Annotated in this window: 19 protein-coding genes; 3 read left to right on the top strand and 16 right to left on the bottom strand. The window is 62.4% G+C overall.

Annotated elements, in window-relative coordinates; all coding sequences use genetic code 11:
* Positions 1 to 90: 90 nt before the first annotated feature.
* The 15 genes from AC0V6X_RS11520 to flgB all read right to left on the bottom strand — a co-directional run bounded on the left by AC0V6X_RS11520 (position 91) and on the right by flgB (position 13,358).
* Positions 91 to 909: a class I SAM-dependent methyltransferase gene (locus AC0V6X_RS11520; RefSeq protein ID WP_486184684.1), complete on the bottom strand. Its 819-nt coding sequence runs from the start codon at positions 907 to 909 to the stop codon at positions 91 to 93.
* Positions 906 to 3,380 (bottom strand): HAD family hydrolase, encoded by a 2,475-nt coding sequence (locus AC0V6X_RS11525; RefSeq protein ID WP_486184685.1) that lies wholly within the window; start codon positions 3,378 to 3,380, stop codon positions 906 to 908. The genes AC0V6X_RS11520 and AC0V6X_RS11525 overlap by 4 nt, the downstream gene beginning before the upstream one ends.
* Before the next feature lie 83 nt (positions 3,381 to 3,463).
* A complete protein-coding gene (locus AC0V6X_RS11530; protein ID WP_486184686.1) occupies positions 3,464 to 4,426 on the bottom strand; it encodes a flagellar motor protein MotB in 963 nt (320 codons plus the stop codon).
* A gap of 2 nt (positions 4,427 to 4,428) precedes the next feature.
* Positions 4,429 to 5,292: a flagellar motor stator protein MotA gene (motA, locus tag AC0V6X_RS11535; RefSeq protein ID WP_486184687.1), complete on the bottom strand. Its 864-nt coding sequence runs from the start codon at positions 5,290 to 5,292 to the stop codon at positions 4,429 to 4,431.
* 27 nt (positions 5,293 to 5,319) lie between these two features.
* On the bottom strand, positions 5,320 to 6,237 hold the full coding sequence (locus AC0V6X_RS11540) for a flagellin N-terminal helical domain-containing protein (RefSeq protein WP_486184688.1): 918 nt from the start codon (positions 6,235 to 6,237) through the stop codon (positions 5,320 to 5,322).
* Complete coding sequence (gene flgK / locus AC0V6X_RS11545) at positions 6,237 to 7,595, bottom strand: flagellar hook-associated protein FlgK (protein ID WP_486184689.1); 1,359 nt, start codon at positions 7,593 to 7,595, stop codon at positions 6,237 to 6,239. Before flgK ends, AC0V6X_RS11540 begins: the two co-directional genes overlap by 1 nt.
* Positions 7,592 to 7,891 carry a rod-binding protein gene (locus tag AC0V6X_RS11550; RefSeq protein ID WP_486184690.1) on the bottom strand — a complete coding sequence of 100 codons (300 nt, stop codon included), beginning with the start codon at positions 7,889 to 7,891 and terminating at the stop codon, positions 7,592 to 7,594. Before AC0V6X_RS11550 ends, flgK begins: the two co-directional genes overlap by 4 nt.
* On the bottom strand, positions 7,888 to 8,991 hold the full coding sequence (locus AC0V6X_RS11555; protein ID WP_486184691.1) for a flagellar basal body P-ring protein FlgI: 1,104 nt from the start codon (positions 8,989 to 8,991) through the stop codon (positions 7,888 to 7,890). Before AC0V6X_RS11555 ends, AC0V6X_RS11550 begins: the two co-directional genes overlap by 4 nt.
* 37 nt (positions 8,992 to 9,028) lie before the next feature.
* The gene (locus AC0V6X_RS11560) at positions 9,029 to 9,712 is read right to left on the bottom strand and encodes a flagellar basal body L-ring protein FlgH (RefSeq protein WP_486184692.1); all 684 of its coding nucleotides are present in this window, start codon (positions 9,710 to 9,712) and stop codon (positions 9,029 to 9,031) included.
* A gap of 8 nt (positions 9,713 to 9,720) precedes the next feature.
* The gene (flgG, locus tag AC0V6X_RS11565; RefSeq protein WP_486184693.1) at positions 9,721 to 10,512 is read right to left on the bottom strand and encodes a flagellar basal-body rod protein FlgG; all 792 of its coding nucleotides are present in this window, start codon (positions 10,510 to 10,512) and stop codon (positions 9,721 to 9,723) included.
* Between the two features lie 30 nt (positions 10,513 to 10,542).
* On the bottom strand, positions 10,543 to 11,286 hold the full coding sequence (locus AC0V6X_RS11570; RefSeq protein WP_486184694.1) for a flagellar basal body rod protein FlgF: 744 nt from the start codon (positions 11,284 to 11,286) through the stop codon (positions 10,543 to 10,545).
* A gap of 39 nt (positions 11,287 to 11,325) precedes the next feature.
* Positions 11,326 to 12,138: a flagellar hook-basal body protein gene (locus tag AC0V6X_RS11575; protein ID WP_486184695.1), complete on the bottom strand. Its 813-nt coding sequence runs from the start codon at positions 12,136 to 12,138 to the stop codon at positions 11,326 to 11,328.
* Positions 12,139 to 12,204: 66 nt separating this feature from the next.
* Entirely contained in the window at positions 12,205 to 12,585 is a 381-nt protein-coding gene (locus AC0V6X_RS11580) for a flagellar hook assembly protein FlgD (RefSeq protein ID WP_486184696.1), read from the bottom strand.
* Positions 12,586 to 12,587: 2 nt separating this feature from the next.
* On the bottom strand, positions 12,588 to 13,001 hold the full coding sequence (flgC, locus tag AC0V6X_RS11585) for a flagellar basal body rod protein FlgC (RefSeq protein WP_486184697.1): 414 nt from the start codon (positions 12,999 to 13,001) through the stop codon (positions 12,588 to 12,590).
* 3 nt (positions 13,002 to 13,004) lie between these two features.
* The gene (gene flgB / locus AC0V6X_RS11590) at positions 13,005 to 13,358 is read right to left on the bottom strand and encodes a flagellar basal body rod protein FlgB (protein ID WP_486184698.1); all 354 of its coding nucleotides are present in this window, start codon (positions 13,356 to 13,358) and stop codon (positions 13,005 to 13,007) included.
* Between the two features lie 380 nt (positions 13,359 to 13,738).
* Between flgB and AC0V6X_RS11595 the strand changes: the two genes are divergently transcribed.
* Entirely contained in the window at positions 13,739 to 14,428 is a 690-nt protein-coding gene (locus tag AC0V6X_RS11595) for a MotA/TolQ/ExbB proton channel family protein (protein ID WP_486184699.1), read from the top strand.
* A complete protein-coding gene (locus AC0V6X_RS11600; RefSeq protein ID WP_486184700.1) occupies positions 14,428 to 14,868 on the top strand; it encodes a hypothetical protein in 441 nt (146 codons plus the stop codon). The genes AC0V6X_RS11595 and AC0V6X_RS11600 overlap by 1 nt, the downstream gene beginning before the upstream one ends.
* Here AC0V6X_RS11600 and AC0V6X_RS11605 read toward each other — a convergent pair.
* Entirely contained in the window at positions 14,847 to 16,070 is a 1,224-nt protein-coding gene (locus AC0V6X_RS11605; RefSeq protein ID WP_486184701.1) for a GGDEF domain-containing protein, read from the bottom strand. The genes AC0V6X_RS11600 and AC0V6X_RS11605 overlap by 22 nt on opposite strands.
* 339 nt (positions 16,071 to 16,409) lie before the next feature.
* Here AC0V6X_RS11605 and AC0V6X_RS11610 point away from each other — a divergent pair, with 339 nt between their 5' ends.
* A complete protein-coding gene (locus tag AC0V6X_RS11610; RefSeq protein WP_486184702.1) occupies positions 16,410 to 16,904 on the top strand; it encodes a flagella basal body P-ring formation protein FlgA in 495 nt (164 codons plus the stop codon).
* Positions 16,905 to 16,965: the final 61 nt, after the last annotated feature.

Raw genomic sequence — 16,965 nt, forward strand, 5'->3', positions numbered from 1 at the left:
CACCCGGATTATCACACCGGGTTACGATCCGGGTGGAAGGGTGGAGGGAGCGGGCTGGCTTGGCGCTCGCGATAGCGAGCCGCAAACAACCTAAGACGCCTGGCCGCGGTCCTGCCAGTCGATCACTTCGAGCCAGTTGCGCAGACGGTTTTCCTCCATCCGGGCGAGCAGAGGATTGGCGTGGTACGGGAGGACGAGCTCTGCGAGCGAAGTCGCCCATGGTGCTCCTGCATCAAAGATAATGCCAAGGCCAAAGACGGCCGGAATATGAGCATAGAACAGCTCCCGATCCGGCGTGTCCGCCACCTTTAGGTAATCTTCGATGGCGGTCAGCACGCCGTTGCGGGGACCGCCCGCCTCAAGAGCCACGGCAAACGAACCGAGCCCGCGCATACCGCGATTTTCACACGCCCTGTCTTCGCCCAGCCGAACTCCGTGATCAAAGCTGTGCGGATGCCGCCAGCCGGGAGGCACTCTGTCCGGCGCGTAATAGAGATCGCGGCGTGCCCATGGCCATGAGACATCATGCATGAATGCGAGCAGAGGCCGGTCCGCCTTGCGCTGAATGGCATCGATCGCTTTCAGCTCGTGAAAGACAGTGTAGTAATTGTGGTCACCATCGATGAACCAGGCATCGGCGGGCTGTGCTTGGGCAAGCGCTTCCAGGCTGGGTTCAGTGACATGGTGCACCACATCTTGACCAGCCGCCCACTCAACAAAGCCCTCCATGGGTTCAGGGTCGATGCAAGTCAGCGTGCCGCCATTTTCGCTTGCGCGTTTGGCGAGCACTTTGGACATGCCGCCAAATTCGCTGCCGATTTCGGTGATCTCCTTTGCGCCCGCCTCGTCAAGGCAGGGCAGGATCAGGCTGGAAAACTCCGCCATCGAATGGATCAGTAACTCGCTCATGCTGCGGCATCCTTGAGGTTGGCAGAGGACAAGATATCAAGCGCGTTGGGCTTGGCTTCAGAGGCGGATTTGGGCGATCCGAGCGCGCTTTCAGAGACCGCTCTCCGACGCAGAGGGCGCATGACAATCTCGACCATATGTGGCTCAGCGCTGTCGGGAAGTGCGGGCGGCATGACCAGCACAGTTGCACCCGAATTGGCGCATTCCATTAGGCCAGAGGCATGGTCGGTGATGCCATCACACTGGGTGAAGACAGGCTCCGGAGCCTCATCATTTGAGAGACCTCCGCCCAGCGTTCCAATCGGAGAGAGCGTGGCGCTGGCAAGCTCAAACCACTCGAAAACTGCCCCTACTCTAAGGGCAATGCCCTTGATCCCGGCCGCAACGGGCAGCCGCGCGACGTAGAAACCTTCATGCGTGCGCTTGGCCTCAATCAGGGATTGATTGGTGCTCTTGTCGCTCAGGAAGATCGCGGGGATGGCAATGTCGTGGGCGGCGTTGTCGGCATAGGTCAGTCCGATCCCGAAACGGTTTTGCACCATCAGCGACAGCCGCGTGCTCAAATCCTCGGCCTCCAGCTCGGCGGGCAGGAACATGCGGGAGGAACCCTTCATGTAGAACAGCCCGCGTCGGCGCATGCCTTCGCTGGCATGGTCAGGGTCGAACAGGCCAACCATCCGCTCGCTGCCCAGATTGACGTCGTGTTCAAAGCTCTTGAGCACGGCGAGCTCATCAGCGTGGGGCAGGAACATGAAGCGGGTGAGCGTCGCCATCGCCGCATCGCGCCAGGCGCGTTCGTGATGGGCGTCAGCCGCGCGAATGACCGGCGGCGGATTGGCGGACTGGGCAAAGCGCAACACGCCTTGCTGCACCCGGTCGCGCACGGCGCTCTGCGCGCCTTTGACGCTGCTTGCCTTGCGGATCGGTTCGCCCGCATCCGTAAAGTCGATGACCGAGCCAAGCTCACAGGTCGCAAGCTGTTCCAGCACCGCGACATTGCCGCACATCGCTTCGAGCAGCTCAAGATCGTAGTGGCGCGCGTCGAACAGGCCCTTCTTATCGAGACCTGTCGCCGCCATTTCGCGCAGCAGCAAATAGCGGCCAGCGACATGGCACTCAAACGCCTCAGCCAGGATCGCATCGACCCGGTCTTGGGCCGAGCCATTATAGCCAAGGTCAACCAGCATCAGCACGTCGCCGGGCTGAGGATCGACCGCCGCTTTGACATGCGCAACCAACCGATCCGCCCGCTCGCGCGCGCGCCGCCGCGTTAGTTTCTGCCGCTTGCCGCTGCGCAGTTCGGTGTTGAGGCGGCGGCTGGCCGCGCTCTTGTCCGCATCGGTTTTGGGATCACCAACGATCCGTTCGATCTCCGCCTCCTCCAGCAGCATCTGCCGCGCCAAGGTCGACGGGTTGAGGTCCGCCTCCAGCGCCAATTGCTTGAGGTAAGCCTCCCGCGTGGTGAGCGAGGCGGCGATGCCGACAAAGCGGCTGATCTCGACCCGCGCGGTGCTGGGCGCTTCGCCTGCAACCTGGTGGACGATGTGGGGTAAGTGCCCGTCGCGCAGCATGAACAGCCAGTGGACCGTTCCCTTGTGGCTTTGCGCAAGCGCCTCAGCCTCGCGCCGCAGCCATTGGTCATAGGCGTGGAAGACCGGACCCAAAACGCTCAGACCCAGCCCCTCTGCCGCCTCTTGAACCTGGGGAACCTGGCCCGCCAGAATAGCGCGATGCGGCATCAAACCGCGCATCTTGTCACGCGGATCGCCGACGATCTGCTGGCTGGAGCGCTCAAAGCGCAAATGCTGTGAGAGGCGCTGGCTGAATTGCGCGAGATGCAGCGCCGGAATGCCCAGTGCACGCGCGCCATCATAGTCGGCGGTCTTATTGTCGCCGATATGGAGGACTTCCCCCGCTTTGCACTTCACTTTCTTCAGCGCCTTGGCGAGCAGGCCCTGCGACTTGGAAACCCCTGCCTCGCTGGAGACGATCACCTTGTCGATCAGGCCGGCCACGTCCTCTCCCGCAGCCTGCGTGATCAACTGCGTGAGCTGCGCGGTGCTGAGGTACGTATCGGAAACGATGATAACCCGCATCCCGCGCGCCTTCGCTGCGCGCATCAGCTCGACAGTCGGAGCAAAGGCAAAGCAAGCGCGCGCTTCTGCGGCCAATTCGTCTTCGATCGCGGCGGCGCGCTCCGCGTCAGAGGCATTGGGCAGAGCGTGTTCGTAAATCGCCTCTATCGAAACCTCGCTGCTGCGATTGAGAGTGATCTCAGCCTTGCGCGCATTCGCCTCACCGACGATCCGCTGGCCCGGATTGACTGCGCGAAGCTCGGCAAAAACATCGGTCGGCGCATGGCAATCGCGCCACAGCAGCGTGTCAAAGCAATCGAGCGAGAGGACAGAAGTTTCAGCCGAAGCGCGATCAAGCGCTTGGGCCATTTCGTGCGGAAGTATTGAGTCGGTCATAAAGCTGCGGCTCCCCTTGGCGGATGCGGCGCTGCGCAAATTCAGCACCTCGCGCCTTGGGAGCAGAGCTAGACAGACATGGTTTACGGGGTTTGTTCGGTGCCCTCAGCGCTTTCCCCTAAGGAACCCTGCCCAGCTGCGCTCTGAGCGGTTTGGACCGACGCGCGTGGGCGTGGGCGCGGCGCTGCCCGTCCTCCGGTTTCCAGCAAGAGCAGCGAAATGCGGCGGTTGCGTGGGTCAGCGGGATTGTCCGCTATGAGTGGCTCGGTGTCCGCAACGCCTTCGATCCGGGCAAAGCGTGCCTCGTCCAAACCAGCCGCGATCAGCTCTTGCCGCGTGGCCTCCGCGCGTCCGGTGGAGAGCGACCAATTGTTGGCGTTCACGCCCTCACGATAGGGGAGCGAGTCGGTGTGGCCGCGCAGGATCAGCGGATTGCCTTCCTCGGCAATAACCTCACCAATCACGTCGAGCAGCCCGCGCGCTTCCTCGGTCAGGATTGTGGTGCCCAGCGCAAACATGGAAAAGTCCGCGTCATCGACCAGATCGATCCGAATGCCGTCGGGCGCGCGCATCACCTGAACCTGCCGGGCCAGATGCGACAATTTGCGTTGCGCCTCGATCTTGCGCTCAATCTTTTCGCGCATTTCAGCAAGCTTGGAAGCATCCAACTCTCCATCGCGGCCACCCTCCATCGGACCACCTGTGGCGGCGCGTGGGATGGTGATGGTTTGCGTGCCGGTCTGCCCCTGCGCGTTGGGATAATTGTCAACGTCGGTGAGCGAGGACCCGCCCAACATGCCGTCCGAACCCGCGCCTTCCTGACGCATTTTGACGAGGGTCGGTGTGAAATAGTCGGCGATCCCCTTGCGCTGGTTCTCCTCAGTCGCACCGAGCAGCCACAGCAGCAGAAAGAACGCCATCATCGCGGTCACAAAGTCGGCATAGGCGACCTTCCACGCGCCGCCATGATGGCCATCGCCGCCCGCAATCGTGATCTTCTTCACGATGATCGGCGCGGGGACTTCTATAGCGTCATTATCCGCCATCTTTACCGCCCACGCATCATGTCGAGCAGGTCAGTGAGCTTGGGCCGGTGCGCCGGCGGCAGGCCGGAGCGTGCGGCTTCAAGTACGAGCGGCTGCGGATGGCCGTGAAGGCTCGCCACAATCACCTGCTTGATCGAATAGAAGATCTGCTGGTCATGCGCGTTCACCTGCTTCAGGCGGTTCGCCATGGGCCCTGCAAAGCCATAGGCCAGCAACACGCCCAAAAACGTCCCCACCAGCGCCGCGCCGATCATCTTGCCGAGAATCTCAGGGGGCTCGTTAATCGCGCCCATCGTCTTGATGATGCCCAGAACCGCTGCAACAATACCCAGCGCCGGGAACGCATCAGCCAGCGACTGGATCGCGTGTTGCGGCTCGTCCATTTCGTGCAGCTGGGTCTTGATCGCATTGTCGATCACATCCTCCACCGCATGGGTGTCGAGCGAGCCTGAAGAGACCACCATCAACGTCAGCGGATCGCAGATCATGTCGACCACAACCTGATCCGCCTGAAGCCTGGGATATTCGCTGAAGATCGCGGAGTTGGCAGGGTCCGTGACATGCGCCTCCAGCGCGACTGCCCCTTCGGACCGCAGCAATTTCATCAACTTGCTTGTCAGTGCAATGACATCGATATGATCGTCATCATTGTATTTCGGGCCCTTGAAGACCCGCCCAACACCGCCGCCGAAAAGCTTCAGCTCATGCATGGAATTGCCGATGATCGTCGCACCGATCGCGGCGCCGCAGATCATGATCATCTCAAACGGCAGCGCTGCCAGAATTGGACCCATCGCCCCGCCAGCAAGGATAAAGCCGCCAAAAACCATGACGATCAAGACAACGATACCGATGGCGGCAAACATGGCTGCGAACCCTTTCTGGGGCGTGGATTAGATGGCGTCGAACAGGTTGAGGTTGGACACCCGCGTAAAGCTGGTCTGGCTTGCCTCCAGAGCCGTCAGCGTTTGCTGCAAGCGCACGATTGTGTCGGCGATATCGGTGTCTGCGATTTCGGACCGTTTCTCCGCGACATTGACCGCGCGGGTCTGCTGATCCTGCTGGATCGCATCGACCCAGGCAGCGCGGGTGCCGATGACGGTCTGGCTGCGATTGGCCGTGTCTAGCCCGGCATCAATCCCGGTGATCGCATCGCGCGCGGCTTGGGCCGGATCGCCCGCAGTCGCGCGCAATGCAGCGGCCAGATCGCTCAGCACCGCAAAGCTGCTGGTGGGCGTGCCCCCAACGTCGAATTCAAACACGGCGGAGCCGGTCACGCCGCGCTCAATCTCTGTGCCGGGCGCAACGGGCACGGTGCCGACTTCATTGTTGCCATTATAGGTGACGACGCCGTTGGCATCGCGGACGAAGGCGGGGTTGCCTCCCGTGCCTGCAAAAAGCGGCGCATCGGTGATTGATCTTGTGTTGGAGCGGGCGAGAAGCTCGTCGCTCATCTGCTCCAGCTCATCCGCAATCGCTGCGCGGCCAGCTTCGCCGACTGGATCGTTCGCAGCCGCGACGGCGAGTTCGCGGGCGCGCTGAAGGATATTGACGACGCCTTCAATCGCAGCGCCACTTTCGGCCAAGTCCTGACCCAAACGCGCGGCATTCTCCGCCTCAGTCTCACCGCGAATACGCAGTCGGTCGAGCGCGCGCAGCCGCGATGCGCCGGTTGGATCGTCCGAGCCACGCTCTATCCGCACGCCGGTCGCGACCTGCGTTTGCAGCTTCTCCAGCGTTTCACGCAAAGAGCCCATCTGAGTGAGCGAGCGCTCAAAAAAGGCGCCGGTTGAGTTGCCTACGAAAACCATCACCGCAGCCCCAGGATCGTGTCGAAGAGATCGTTTGCGACCTGAATGACGCGGCTATTGGCCTCGAATGCCTGCTGCAACCGGACCAGATTGGCCGCTTCGGTGTTGAGATCGACGCCGGTTTCGGCGAGCAGATCGGCTTCAGCTGCCGCGTTGATAATCGCGAGACCTTCGCGCGTTGTGTCGATCCCGGCAATCCGGCTGGACAGCGACAGGAGCATCCGGTCGGTGCCAACAATCGGGCCATCATCCGCGCCAAAGCTGGCGATCAGATTGGTGAGGTTGGACGTGTCGCGACTGCCTGCGGGAGAGCCAGCGGCAGCCAGAGCAAGCTGATTGCCGTCGGTCAGAGCGACCGCAATGTCGCTCGCATTGGTGCCGGAGAAAAGCGGCTGGCCGGTCGCGCCGTTAAGATCAACGCCGCTCGCCTGGGCAGCGTTGGCGCGGGCAATGGTCTCGCCCGCAATCGTATCAAGCTCGACCTGCCGCGATCCGATATCCGCCAGAGCGGCTGCGCGCCCGGCCATGGCTCCGCTGACCGGAGAGAACGTCGCCCCGCCAAAGCTGAAGCTCGCCGTGCCGTTACCGTCAATCGCTGCGGTCAGCTGGCTGAAATTGCCGTTTGCGACCAGCAGCACACCAGTCTCACCGGGAGGCAGTGGCGTGCCCACCAGCCGCACTTCGGCAGCACCAAATTCGTCAAATTCGGTGACGATCCCGAACTCATCGGCAATCTCTCGCAAGGCCGCATCGCGCGCATCCAGCAGCGAGGCGCGCCCGGCGGTCCCTTCGCGCGCATTGACCAGCTCAGTGTTGATCCGCGCCAGTTCCTGTGCTGCGCCGTTGATCGTATCGACCCCGACCGCGATTTCATCCTCAGCCAGATCGCGAGCATTGCTGAGCGAAAACTCGGCAAAGTTGAACGTCTCTGTCAGCTGCCGTGCGGATTCGATCGCGCCCGAACGCAAGGCCGGATCGGTGGGGTCGCTTTCCAGCAAGGTCAGGCTCGCCTCGAACCCGATCAGCGCGTTGTAGAGCCCCGATTGTTCGAGCGCGGTTTCCGCATCGCGCAACCCCGTCACCTCGGCATCGGCGCGGGCAAGGTCAGAGCCACTGTCGCGCGCGCGCCGTTGGATCAGCTCACTATCGGGACGCTGAATGCCTCCGATGCGAACCCCGCTGAGCGAGGAAGTTGACTGAAAGTTGATATTGGCACGGCCCACCAGCTCGCTCAGCTCAAGCGAGCGGCGCACGTAATCCGGGTTTGACGCATTCGCGATATTCTGCGCCGTCACCTCAATCGAGGCGCGCGCTGCCGCGGCTCCGCTGCGGCCAATCGAGATGAGGCTAATCGTCATAACTCTTCGCTTTTGCCATCAACGAATTGAGCAAGCTGTTCCTCGATTGTACGTGCAAACCCTAAGGTGCCGGTTTGCGCTGCCATGTCCGCAAAGTGTTCATCGCGCATCGTCTGGAACTGTTTCATCCCGCCACCCGTCAGCGGGGTTTCCTCAGCAAAGCTGGAGGCGCGCGCGGATTCGAGCATTTTGCGCACCATGATTGCCTCGAACCCTTGGGCCGCCTCGCGCAGGGCCTTTCGTTCAGGGCTGAGCGCTTCGCTTGTGTCAGCAGGAGAGGAGATTGGCGGGATCACAGGACCACCATTTCGGCTTGCAAGGCGCCCGCTTGCTTGAGGCTTTCGAGGATGACGACAAGATCCGCCGCGCCCACGCCCAGCAGGTTGAGGGCATCGACAATCTCGGACAGGTTTGCAGCGCCGGGCATCAGCGCAACGCGGGACTCGCGCTCCGCAATGCTGATTTCGGTGGCTTCTTCGATCGCGGTTTCGCCATTGCCAAAGGGTTCGGGCTGAACAACGCGGGGGCTTTCGTCGATGCGGATCACCAACTTGCCATGGCTGATTGCAGCGGGCGAGAGCCGCACCGCTTGGTTAATCACAACCGTGCCCGTGCGCGAATTGACGATCACGCGTGCAGCGACCGGAGCAGGGGTGACGGGCAGCATCTCGATTGCGGCGAGGGCCGCTGCCCGCTCATCATTGCCGGTCGGCAAAGTCAGCTCAATGCTCACCCCGTCGGCGATGCTTGCTGTGTTCGGATAGAGGCCGTTGATCGCATCACGCACGCGGGCAGCGGTTAGAAAATCGGCCTGGTGCAAGTTGAAGCGCAAGGTCGGATCGCGATCGAACCCGGTCGCGACTGAGCGTTCAACGGTGGCTCCATCTGCGATCCGGCCTACGGTGGTGACATTGACGGTCAGCTGCGATCCATCGCGCCCGCTCACGCCCAAGCCGCCAACCGCGACATTGCCCTGCGCCATGGCATAGATCTGCCCATCCGCGCCGTATAGCGGGGCGAGTACAAGCGCCCCTCCGCGAAGGCTCCGCGCCTGACCCAAGGTCGACACCGTTATGTCGAGGCGCTGTCCCGGCTTTGCAAAAGCGGGCAGTTCGGCGGTGATGATGACGGCGGCTGCGTTGCGCAGGTTTGGGCTGACACCGGGAGGCAATTGCATCCCCAGCCGGCCAGAGACCCCGCGCATCGCTTCGGTCACATAGGCAAGGTTATCGTCGCCCGTCCCCTGCAATCCGACCACCACGCCATAGCCGGTCAATTGGTTGGCACGCAGGCCTTCAAATTGGCCCAGATCGCGGATGCGTTCGGCATGGGCCTCAACCGGGATAATGGCGATGAACGCCGCCAGAAAAGCGAGGATGATCTTGGTGAGGGTCATGGGTCAGGTCTCTTGGGTGTCAGAAGGGGGCGCGTCTTTAAAAGGGCGAGATTGCGCCGAAGAAGCGCGACAGCCAGCCGGGACGGCTTGCGCGTTGAACCGCGCCGTGGCCCGAATAGATGATCCGCGCATTGGCAACTCTGGAGGAAGGCAGCATGTTGTCAGCGTCGATGTCGACCAGCCGGATACGGCCAGCAAACTGGACCCACTCATCCCCTTGGGAAAGCGCCATTTGCTTCTCGCCCACAACCTCTGCCGTGCCATTGGGATAGATCGCGGCGATGGTGACGGTGACGCTGCCGGTCAGCTGGCTTTGCTGCGACGCATCGCCCGACCCGTTGAACGAGCCCGACCCCGACGCGGCCAGCGCATTGGGGTTGAGGAAGCTCAAAGGGCCTGCCGTGGGCGGGATCAGCGAGAAATTGCCAGAACGGTCGGTTGAACTGCTGGTGCTTTTCGACGTGCTGGTGCTTTCGACCAACACGATCGTGACCATGTCCCCTAGTGCGCGCGCGCGATTGCCCACAATCAGCGGCGCATAGCCCTGGCTCGCCTGATAGATCGCGCCGTCATTGCCCTGCCCAGCGCCGGGGATAGCCACAGGCACGGGCGGCGGTGGGGGAGCGGTGAAACCCAGCTCGCGCCCTCCGCCGCCGCCAAGGCAGGCGGAGAGGGTAAGCGCGCAAGAGGCGACGACGATAAGGCGCGAGGCGGTCTGCATTATCACCCTCACAACGTCTGGTTCGCGTTGCGGAGCATCTCGTCGACCGAGCTCACCATCTTCGAATTGATCTCGTATGCGCGCTGGGCTTCGATCATCTCGACCAATTCCTCGACCACGTTGACGTTGGAAGTTTCGAGCATGCCCTGGCGAATATTGCCGCGCCCGTTCTGACCCGCAGCGCCTGCGTCAACGGGACCGCTGGCGGCTGTTTCGACAAGGAAGTTGTCGCCAATCGCGCGCAGGCCCGCCGGGTTGATGAAGTTTGCGACTTGCAGCTGACCGACTTGGGTGGGCGCAGCTTGGCCCGGCTGCGAAGCGCTGACAGTGCCGTCAGGCGCAATCGAAATGGCGCTTGCTCCGGCTGGAATCTGGATCGGAGGCGTCACGGAATAGCCTTGCGAGGTGACCAACTGGCCCTCTGCCGAAAGGGTGAAATTGCCAGCGCGCGTATAGGCGATCTCGCCGCCGCCGGGCAGTTCAACTTGGAAGAAGCCGGGGCCATCAAGCGCCAGATCCATCGAATTGCCGGTCTGGTTCAGCGTTCCTTGGGATTCGATCCGGCTGGTGCCCATGATCTGCACCCCGGTGCCCAGATTAAGGCCCACCGCATAAGACGTCTGCGCGGTCGATTGCTGTCCCGCCACGCGCATCTCCTGATAGGCGAGCGTCGCGAAATCGGCCCGGTCGCGCTTAAAGCCGGTCGTGCTGATATTCGCCAGGTTGTTGGCAATCACGCGCATTCGGCGGTCTTGCGCTTCTAACCCTGTGCGGGCGACGTGGAGGGCTGAACTGGGCATGGTGGTGGGTGTTCCTCTGGACTAAATTTCTCAGGACATCCGCAGCAGGCTGCTGCTCGATTCATCGAGCTCGCTGGCGGTCTGGATGACTTTGACCCGTTGTTCGAAAGCCCGCTGCGCCTCGATCATCTCGACCAGAGTGTCAGCGGTGGTGACGTTGGATTGCTCGAGCGCGCCGGAACGCACTTGAGCGGTGGGATCAGGCGGCAGAACCCCGCCTCCGGGGACTTTAAGGAAGCTGTCTGTGCCCTTGGCCAGCGGGCTTCCCTCGGGTGAGACGAGCTTGATCTGGTCGAGCGGCGCGGGCGCTGCACCCGGTGCTGCGGGGTCGCTGGCGAGCAATGTGCCGTCGACGGCAATGCTGATCTGAGACCCCGGCGGCACGCTGATCGGCGCTCCACCAACGCCCAGAACCGGCAGGCCTTCCCCATTTTCGAGCAGACCTGTGGGCGTCACCCGCAAGTCGCCCCGACGCGAGTAAAGTTCTCCGCCATCCGGAGCCTGAAACGCGATCAGCGACTGGCCCTGAACCGCAATATCGAGCGGCTGGCCCGTCGGATTGACCTTGGCCGGCGTCATATCTGCCCCGCGCACAAAGCCGCGCGCCATGGAGCGCGCTTCGAGGGAGCCATCGCGCACCGTCGCCGGATTGACCGCGAAAATCTCCTTGCGAAACCCCGGTGTCGAGGCATTGGCAAGGTTGTTCGCGGTCATTCGCTGGCGGTTCATCGCGGCGTTCATGCCGGTCAGCGCGGTGTAGATCAGACGATCCATGGCTCAGGCTCCCTCAGGCGTAGTTTCTGGCGCGATCAATTACCGCTGAAGGTTCAGCACGGTCTGCGAGATAGCGGTGGCGGTATCGATCGCCCGCGCATTCGCCTGGAAGTTGCGCTGTGCAGTCAGCAGGGAGACCATCTCGCCCGCCAGATCGACGTTGGACCGCTCCAGAGCGCCCGCCATCAACTGGCCGTAATTGCCGATGCCCGGCTGGCCATATTCAGGCGCACCTGAATCGGCCGAGGCTTCCCACTTGGTCTGGCCAATCGGGCGCAAGCCGCCGGTCGCCGGGAAGGAGGCGATGGAAAGCTGCGCGACAGGTTCGCTCGTGCCATCGGAATAGGATGCGCTGACAATGCCGCGCGCATTGACCGAAACGCTGGTCAAAGCTGAACCGCCAGCATTGCTGGTCGGGATGATGACGTTGGCTGGCACTGTGCTGGTCGCAGTTCCGTTCGCATCGACCGGGAAGCCCTGGACCAGATCGCCATTGGCGTCCTGCATCTCTCCTGTTGCGACAACGGACATATTGCCGTTGCGCGTGAAGGTCAGATCGCCCGAGAGCGGGTTGGCGGTGGCGAAGAAACCGTCACCGTTGATCGCAAGGTCAAGCCCGCGTCCAGTCTGCTCCAAAGCGCCCAGACTGAAGTCCTGCTGGATGGAAGAGACCGTCGCACCAATACCGGGCGTCAGGCGCGGGTCAGTGCTGCCGCCGGTCGCGACGAGGTCAGAGAAAGAGGCGTTGCTCTTCTTGAAGCCAGCGGTCTCTGCGTTGGCGATGTTGTGCGAGATGACGCGCAGATCGGTTTCCGCGTTGCGCATACCGCTGAGAGAGGTGAAAAATGACATGAGGCTAAGCTCCTAGAGTGGTTGATGTGTCGGTTTCTGCGATGGGGTTGGATCGAGGCATCCGCGTCAGGTGATTGCAGCGATGGCGCTCGCTTCAGAGGCCGCGGCGGCGGCTTCGGCAGCCGATTGCGCGGCGGCAGCAGCGGCCTCTTGCGCTTCGATCAGGGCGTCGAGTTTGAGCGAGATTTCCTCTAGGCTCGCTCGCGATGCGGTTTCATTCTCCAGCGTGGAGAATTGCGCGAGCTGGGCGACCATCTCTTCATTGCTTTGCGGGTCGAGCGGGTCCTGGTTCGCAAGCTGGGCGGTCATCAGGCGCAGGAAATCAGCCGAATCCAGCCGCGCCGCCGCGCTCTCGCGGACAATGGTGGAGGGCGCGTTGATGCGATCAAGCGCGTCCTGAACTTCAGGCGAAATCGGCGTCGTGCCGGTGGCGGATGTAACAGTCATGATCAATTGCTCCTGAGGGTTTCCAGCATCAGCTGCTTGGCGGTCTGCAGCGCCTGCACCATGTTCTGGTACTGGCGCGCGCTTTCCATGATCTCGATCATCTCGGTGCTCTCATCGACGCTGGTTTCGAAGATGTGACCGGTTTCATCGGCGAGCGGGTGGTCGGGGGCATAGCGTTTCACGGGCGCCTCATTGGACTGGACCAAGCCGCCGCTACTCAGCTCCGACAGTCCCGAGGCGCGTTCGAGCTCGCTGCGAAACACAGCGCGGATCGGGCGATAGGCGCCTTCTTCAGTGCTCGAAACGGAGCCGGAATTGGCGAGGTTCGAGGTCGCGGCATTCATCCGCACCAGCTGCGCGGACATGGCGCGCTGGCTCATCGAGAACAGGGTCAGGCGGGAATTGGCGTCAGACATCCATCACTCCCCCTTCAGCGCGCGGGTGATGGTGTTGACCTTGCCCTGCACGAAGCTGAGCGTGGCCGAATATTGCAGCGCATTTTCCGCAAAGGCGACCTGTTCGCGCGCCAGCTCCACCGTGTTGCCGTCAAGCGAGGGCATGGTCGTCTGGCGGTAGAGCAGCTCTGGCTCGCCAAGCGTTGCAGCCGTACCGCGCCCTTGCTCAAGCCGCGCATCAAGCGCTGCGTTAAAGTCGATGTCGCGCGCCTTATATCCGGGCGTCGCTGCGTTCGCGATGTTCGACGCGAGCACGCCCATGCGCTTTGAGCGCAATTCCAGCGCGGCTCCGTGAATGCCAAAGATCTGCTCGCTCATTGTGCTCAGCTCCTGGTGGCACTCCTCGACACGGGCAGGAGGGCCTTAAACTTGCGATCCGATGACCGTGTTGAACTCGTTGGTGGGGAGATTGCAGCAACCGTGCCAAACTCGCGCTGAAGCGTCGCATGCCCCCGCAAGCCTCCTGAGTGAGAGCGCGTATCGGGGTGGATGGGCGCAAATCCGGCAATGGGATGCAGCCAGCAGCGGCAAAGCCCTGCCAACATTTGCCGCTGCCGCCCCCCTTAATCCGCGCGCCTCGCGGACGTTCTCAGTCGTGCAGCCTTGTCTCGCACCTACGCGCGCGCGGGATATTGAGGTGAGACGAGGCGATGATGATGACGCAGGGATTTTGAGGCAGGGATGATGAGGCGGGGATGATGAGTCAGGCTGCGGCCCTTTTGGACCTCGACGCGCTGGTCATCGTGACCGTGGGCACGCTGCTCGCCACCTTTGCGCGCTGCGGGTGGAGCGACACCAAGGCGGCGCTGGCTGCCCTGGCCAGTCTCAGCGCGCCCGGCTTCGACACGAATGCCAATCGCGCCGCCCTCGCCCGCTGCTCCCGCGTCATCCAAGAGCGCGGCCTGCTATGCGCGGACCTGCCACTACCCCCCGACCGTACCACTGCGCGCTTGTTGCAAGCCTATCTCGCAACCGGCTCCATCGAGCATTTGCGCAAGGCTGCCAAAGCGCAGCGTTCCTTGCGCGAATATGCCTGCAATCGCGGACGCCGCGCGTTTGAGAGCGCTGGCGAGCTCGCCCCCATCTTCGGCCTGGTCGGCACTTTGTTTGCGATCACCCAGCTTTCGCCATCCGCAGGCGTCAGCACGGCGGAGACGACTATGGCAGCGGTCGCAACAGCGGTGCTATCATCCATGTACGGCGTCTTGAGCGCGCATCTGGTCTACCTCCCCCTCTCGCGCGCGATTGAGCGGCGCGGTGAGAAAGAGGAAATGGCGCGGGCCAGCCTGCTCGATTGGTTCGAGGCCGAGCTGTCAGGCCGCCACGACTTGCGCAACGCCCCGATCCCGACATCAGCGGCTCAGCCAAGCTTGAAAGACGTTGCATGATGACCCGTTTTGGATCCGCAGTTCCGACATGGCAGCTGATTTTGGCCGATCTGGCTCTGATCCTGTTCCTCGTCACCCTGTCCGCTTTGGCCTATGAGGAGGAGATCAACGACCGCGCCAATGCCTTGCTCGCAAGCGGCGCAGACTTCGCGCAAGGTGCGAAGGTCGCGCCGTCGCAGGCCCTTTTCCGGCCAAATCCCGGCGGGCCAAGCCTGACGGAATGGTTGGCTGAAAGGCCGCAGGACAGGCGGGCCACTGTGACCGTGTTTGTTCGCTATTCGCAAGGCGAGCGCGAGGCGCTTTGGCAGGAAGCGCAAGACCTGGCGCAAAGCGCGTCAGATCAGGGCTTTGCCGTGCGGGTCATCATCGCCGAGGGCGCGACCAGCGATGTCCATGCGAGCCTTGCCTACGACGCGCCTCAGCCGCCATTGGCAGAGTGACGCACGCGCCGGTCGTCACCGGAACGGCGCTCTTCAGTTGACGGCTTCTCTTCAGACGATGCCTCGCCATCATCCTTGGCGGAAGTGTCATTGTCAGCATCGGGGGTGCGGTCTTCGCCGGTCACGATCTGATTGCGCCCTTCTGATTTGGCTTTGTAGAGCGCCTCATCCGCGCGGCGCAGAGCATCGCGTGCGTCCTTAGGATTGTCGACCTGAGCGATTCCGCCAGAGAATGTGATCTTGCCAAACGACTTGCCCGTATCGCGGTTGAACAGCTGCTTGGAGGCCTGCTCACGCCGCATCCCGTCGAGCTTGCGCCAAGTCGTATCCTTGTCGAGCCCGAAGAACAGCAGCACAAATTCCTCCCCGCCATGGCGCGCGACAAAACAGTGATTGCTGCAATGGCGTTTGAACAGAGCCGCAATGGCTTTAAGGACGCGGTCGCCGGCTTCGTGGCCGTGCGTGTCATTGATCGCCTTGAAATGGTCGATGTCGCAAAAGGCAACGCAAAGCGGCAGGCTCTTGGCCTGCGCCTGCTCAGCGCAAGACGACAAATGGCGCTCAAATGCGCGCCGATTGGGAAGCTTTGTAAGGTGATCGACATCTGCTTCGATCCGCGCTTCCTCAAGATTCTCACGCAGCTCATCGATTTCCGCCTGGCTTTGCGCCATAGCCTTTTCGACTTGGCTGATCCGTTCAAGCATGGCGTGCGAGAGTTCGATCACCCGGCCCATCTCAATCGGTCCGGATTCCTGCGTGACACTGCTTTCCAACGCTTCGATCTGCTCACCCAGGGCGCCGCGTTGTTCAGTGGTGGTGTCGACCGCTGACTGGGCCGATTGGGCAAAACGCTGAAGCGAGGCCTCCATCTTGTCCATCAGCTTTTCAAGTTCGTTGGCGCGCTCACCGGCTTCCGGGTCGAGCCGCACGACCTTATCCAGCCAACGCTGATCAATTGGCTCGCCCGAAATCTCCCGCGCCACAAAGGCTTTGGCGAGCGCAGAATTGGTGCCGGACAGGGCAGAACCAATCGCCGCCAGATTGATGCCGGTGACATTGAGATCGTGCTTCATGACGAACTCGCCAATCCGCTCCAGCAATTCCTTGCGGGCCTGACGGGCGCGGCTTTGCATGGGAGGAGCGGCGGCGATTACGGAATCGGTTTGCGGGTCGATAATCTTGGCTGTGTTGGTTCTGGACATAGGTCTTCGATACTCGTGCGGGATCGTTCTGCCAGCGGGCCTACGCCAACGCGCTTAATGTCGCTCTATGGGCAGACCACGGGAAAATCCTAGGCCCAGAATGACGAGCAACGCACGGCAGGAGGACAGGCAGCAGGGCGCGGTAAAGCGATAGGCGTGAGAGCGTGATTGAAGGCGCTGGTCCGATTCTGGCACGCGCTTTGCTTAAACTCTCGGGACACAGCCGTGCTTATGCATGCCACTTCGAAAGGAACCGTCGCAATGTCCCTTACCCGTTCCCCTGTCCGCTCCTCCCGGTCTGAACTCAGGCTTTTCGCAAGCGCGATTGGAGTGGCTTGCATGCCGCTTTTCGCCGCTATCGCCTCGGCCCAATCGGCGCCCGCTGCGCAAAGCCAACAGGCTTTCACCCCGCCTGCGGCGATCGACCGCGCGGTGGCAGAGTTTACCGGCGCACAGATCGGAGAAGTGGGCGGCGCGCGTCTGCCCGCTGACCGGCGGCTGCGCCTCGCCGCTTGTGCAACGCCGCTCAATGTCGCCTGGCACGGGCGGGCGCAGTCCACTGTCCGCGTGGAGTGCGCAGGCCCGCAATCCTGGCGCATTTTCATCGCCACACGGGCCGCCCCCCAAGAGCAGGCCGCAGACCAGATCGTCGTATCGCGCGGCGATCCCATCACCGTCATGGTGCGCGGCAGCGGCTTCTCCGTTCAACAATCGGCAGAGGCGATGGATGCAGGCGCTGTGGGCGACTGGATCGCGGTGCGCACCCAGCGTGGCGCCGAGCCAATCCGGGCCCGTATCGAACGCCCCGGACTTGCCGTCATCCCGGCGAGCTAAATTTTTTGCTCGTACCCCTTAATCCAGCCGGACGCTGGCCGTTCAACTGGAATGAAGAAAC

The organism is Erythrobacter sp. S267 (assembly GCF_057365045.1).

Coding starts and splice junctions, on each gene's coding strand:
- AC0V6X_RS11610 (WP_486184702.1), top strand. CDS start 16,410: ATGCCGCTTTTCGCCGCTATCGCCTCGGCCCAATCGGCGCCCGCTGCG.
- AC0V6X_RS11560 (WP_486184692.1), bottom strand. CDS start 9,712: ATGCAGACCGCCTCGCGCCTTATCGTCGTCGCCTCTTGCGCGCTTACC.
- AC0V6X_RS11555 (WP_486184691.1), bottom strand. CDS start 8,991: ATGACCCTCACCAAGATCATCCTCGCTTTTCTGGCGGCGTTCATCGCC.
- AC0V6X_RS11595 (WP_486184699.1), top strand. CDS start 13,739: ATGAGTCAGGCTGCGGCCCTTTTGGACCTCGACGCGCTGGTCATCGTG.
- AC0V6X_RS11580 (WP_486184696.1), bottom strand. CDS start 12,585: ATGACTGTTACATCCGCCACCGGCACGACGCCGATTTCGCCTGAAGTT.
- AC0V6X_RS11530 (WP_486184686.1), bottom strand. CDS start 4,426: ATGGCGGATAATGACGCTATAGAAGTCCCCGCGCCGATCATCGTGAAG.
- AC0V6X_RS11575 (WP_486184695.1), bottom strand. CDS start 12,138: ATGTCATTTTTCACCTCTCTCAGCGGTATGCGCAACGCGGAAACCGAT.
- AC0V6X_RS11520 (WP_486184684.1), bottom strand. CDS start 909: ATGAGCGAGTTACTGATCCATTCGATGGCGGAGTTTTCCAGCCTGATC.
- flgG (WP_486184693.1), bottom strand. CDS start 10,512: ATGCCCAGTTCAGCCCTCCACGTCGCCCGCACAGGGTTAGAAGCGCAA.
- motA (WP_486184687.1), bottom strand. CDS start 5,292: ATGTTTGCCGCCATCGGTATCGTTGTCTTGATCGTCATGGTTTTTGGC.
- AC0V6X_RS11525 (WP_486184685.1), bottom strand. CDS start 3,380: ATGACCGACTCAATACTTCCGCACGAAATGGCCCAAGCGCTTGATCGC.
- flgB (WP_486184698.1), bottom strand. CDS start 13,358: ATGAGCGAGCAGATCTTTGGCATTCACGGAGCCGCGCTGGAATTGCGC.
- AC0V6X_RS11600 (WP_486184700.1), top strand. CDS start 14,428: ATGACCCGTTTTGGATCCGCAGTTCCGACATGGCAGCTGATTTTGGCC.
- AC0V6X_RS11540 (WP_486184688.1), bottom strand. CDS start 6,237: ATGGTTTTCGTAGGCAACTCAACCGGCGCCTTTTTTGAGCGCTCGCTC.
- AC0V6X_RS11605 (WP_486184701.1), bottom strand. CDS start 16,070: ATGTCCAGAACCAACACAGCCAAGATTATCGACCCGCAAACCGATTCC.
- flgK (WP_486184689.1), bottom strand. CDS start 7,595: ATGACGATTAGCCTCATCTCGATTGGCCGCAGCGGAGCCGCGGCAGCG.
- flgC (WP_486184697.1), bottom strand. CDS start 13,001: ATGTCTGACGCCAATTCCCGCCTGACCCTGTTCTCGATGAGCCAGCGC.
- AC0V6X_RS11570 (WP_486184694.1), bottom strand. CDS start 11,286: ATGGATCGTCTGATCTACACCGCGCTGACCGGCATGAACGCCGCGATG.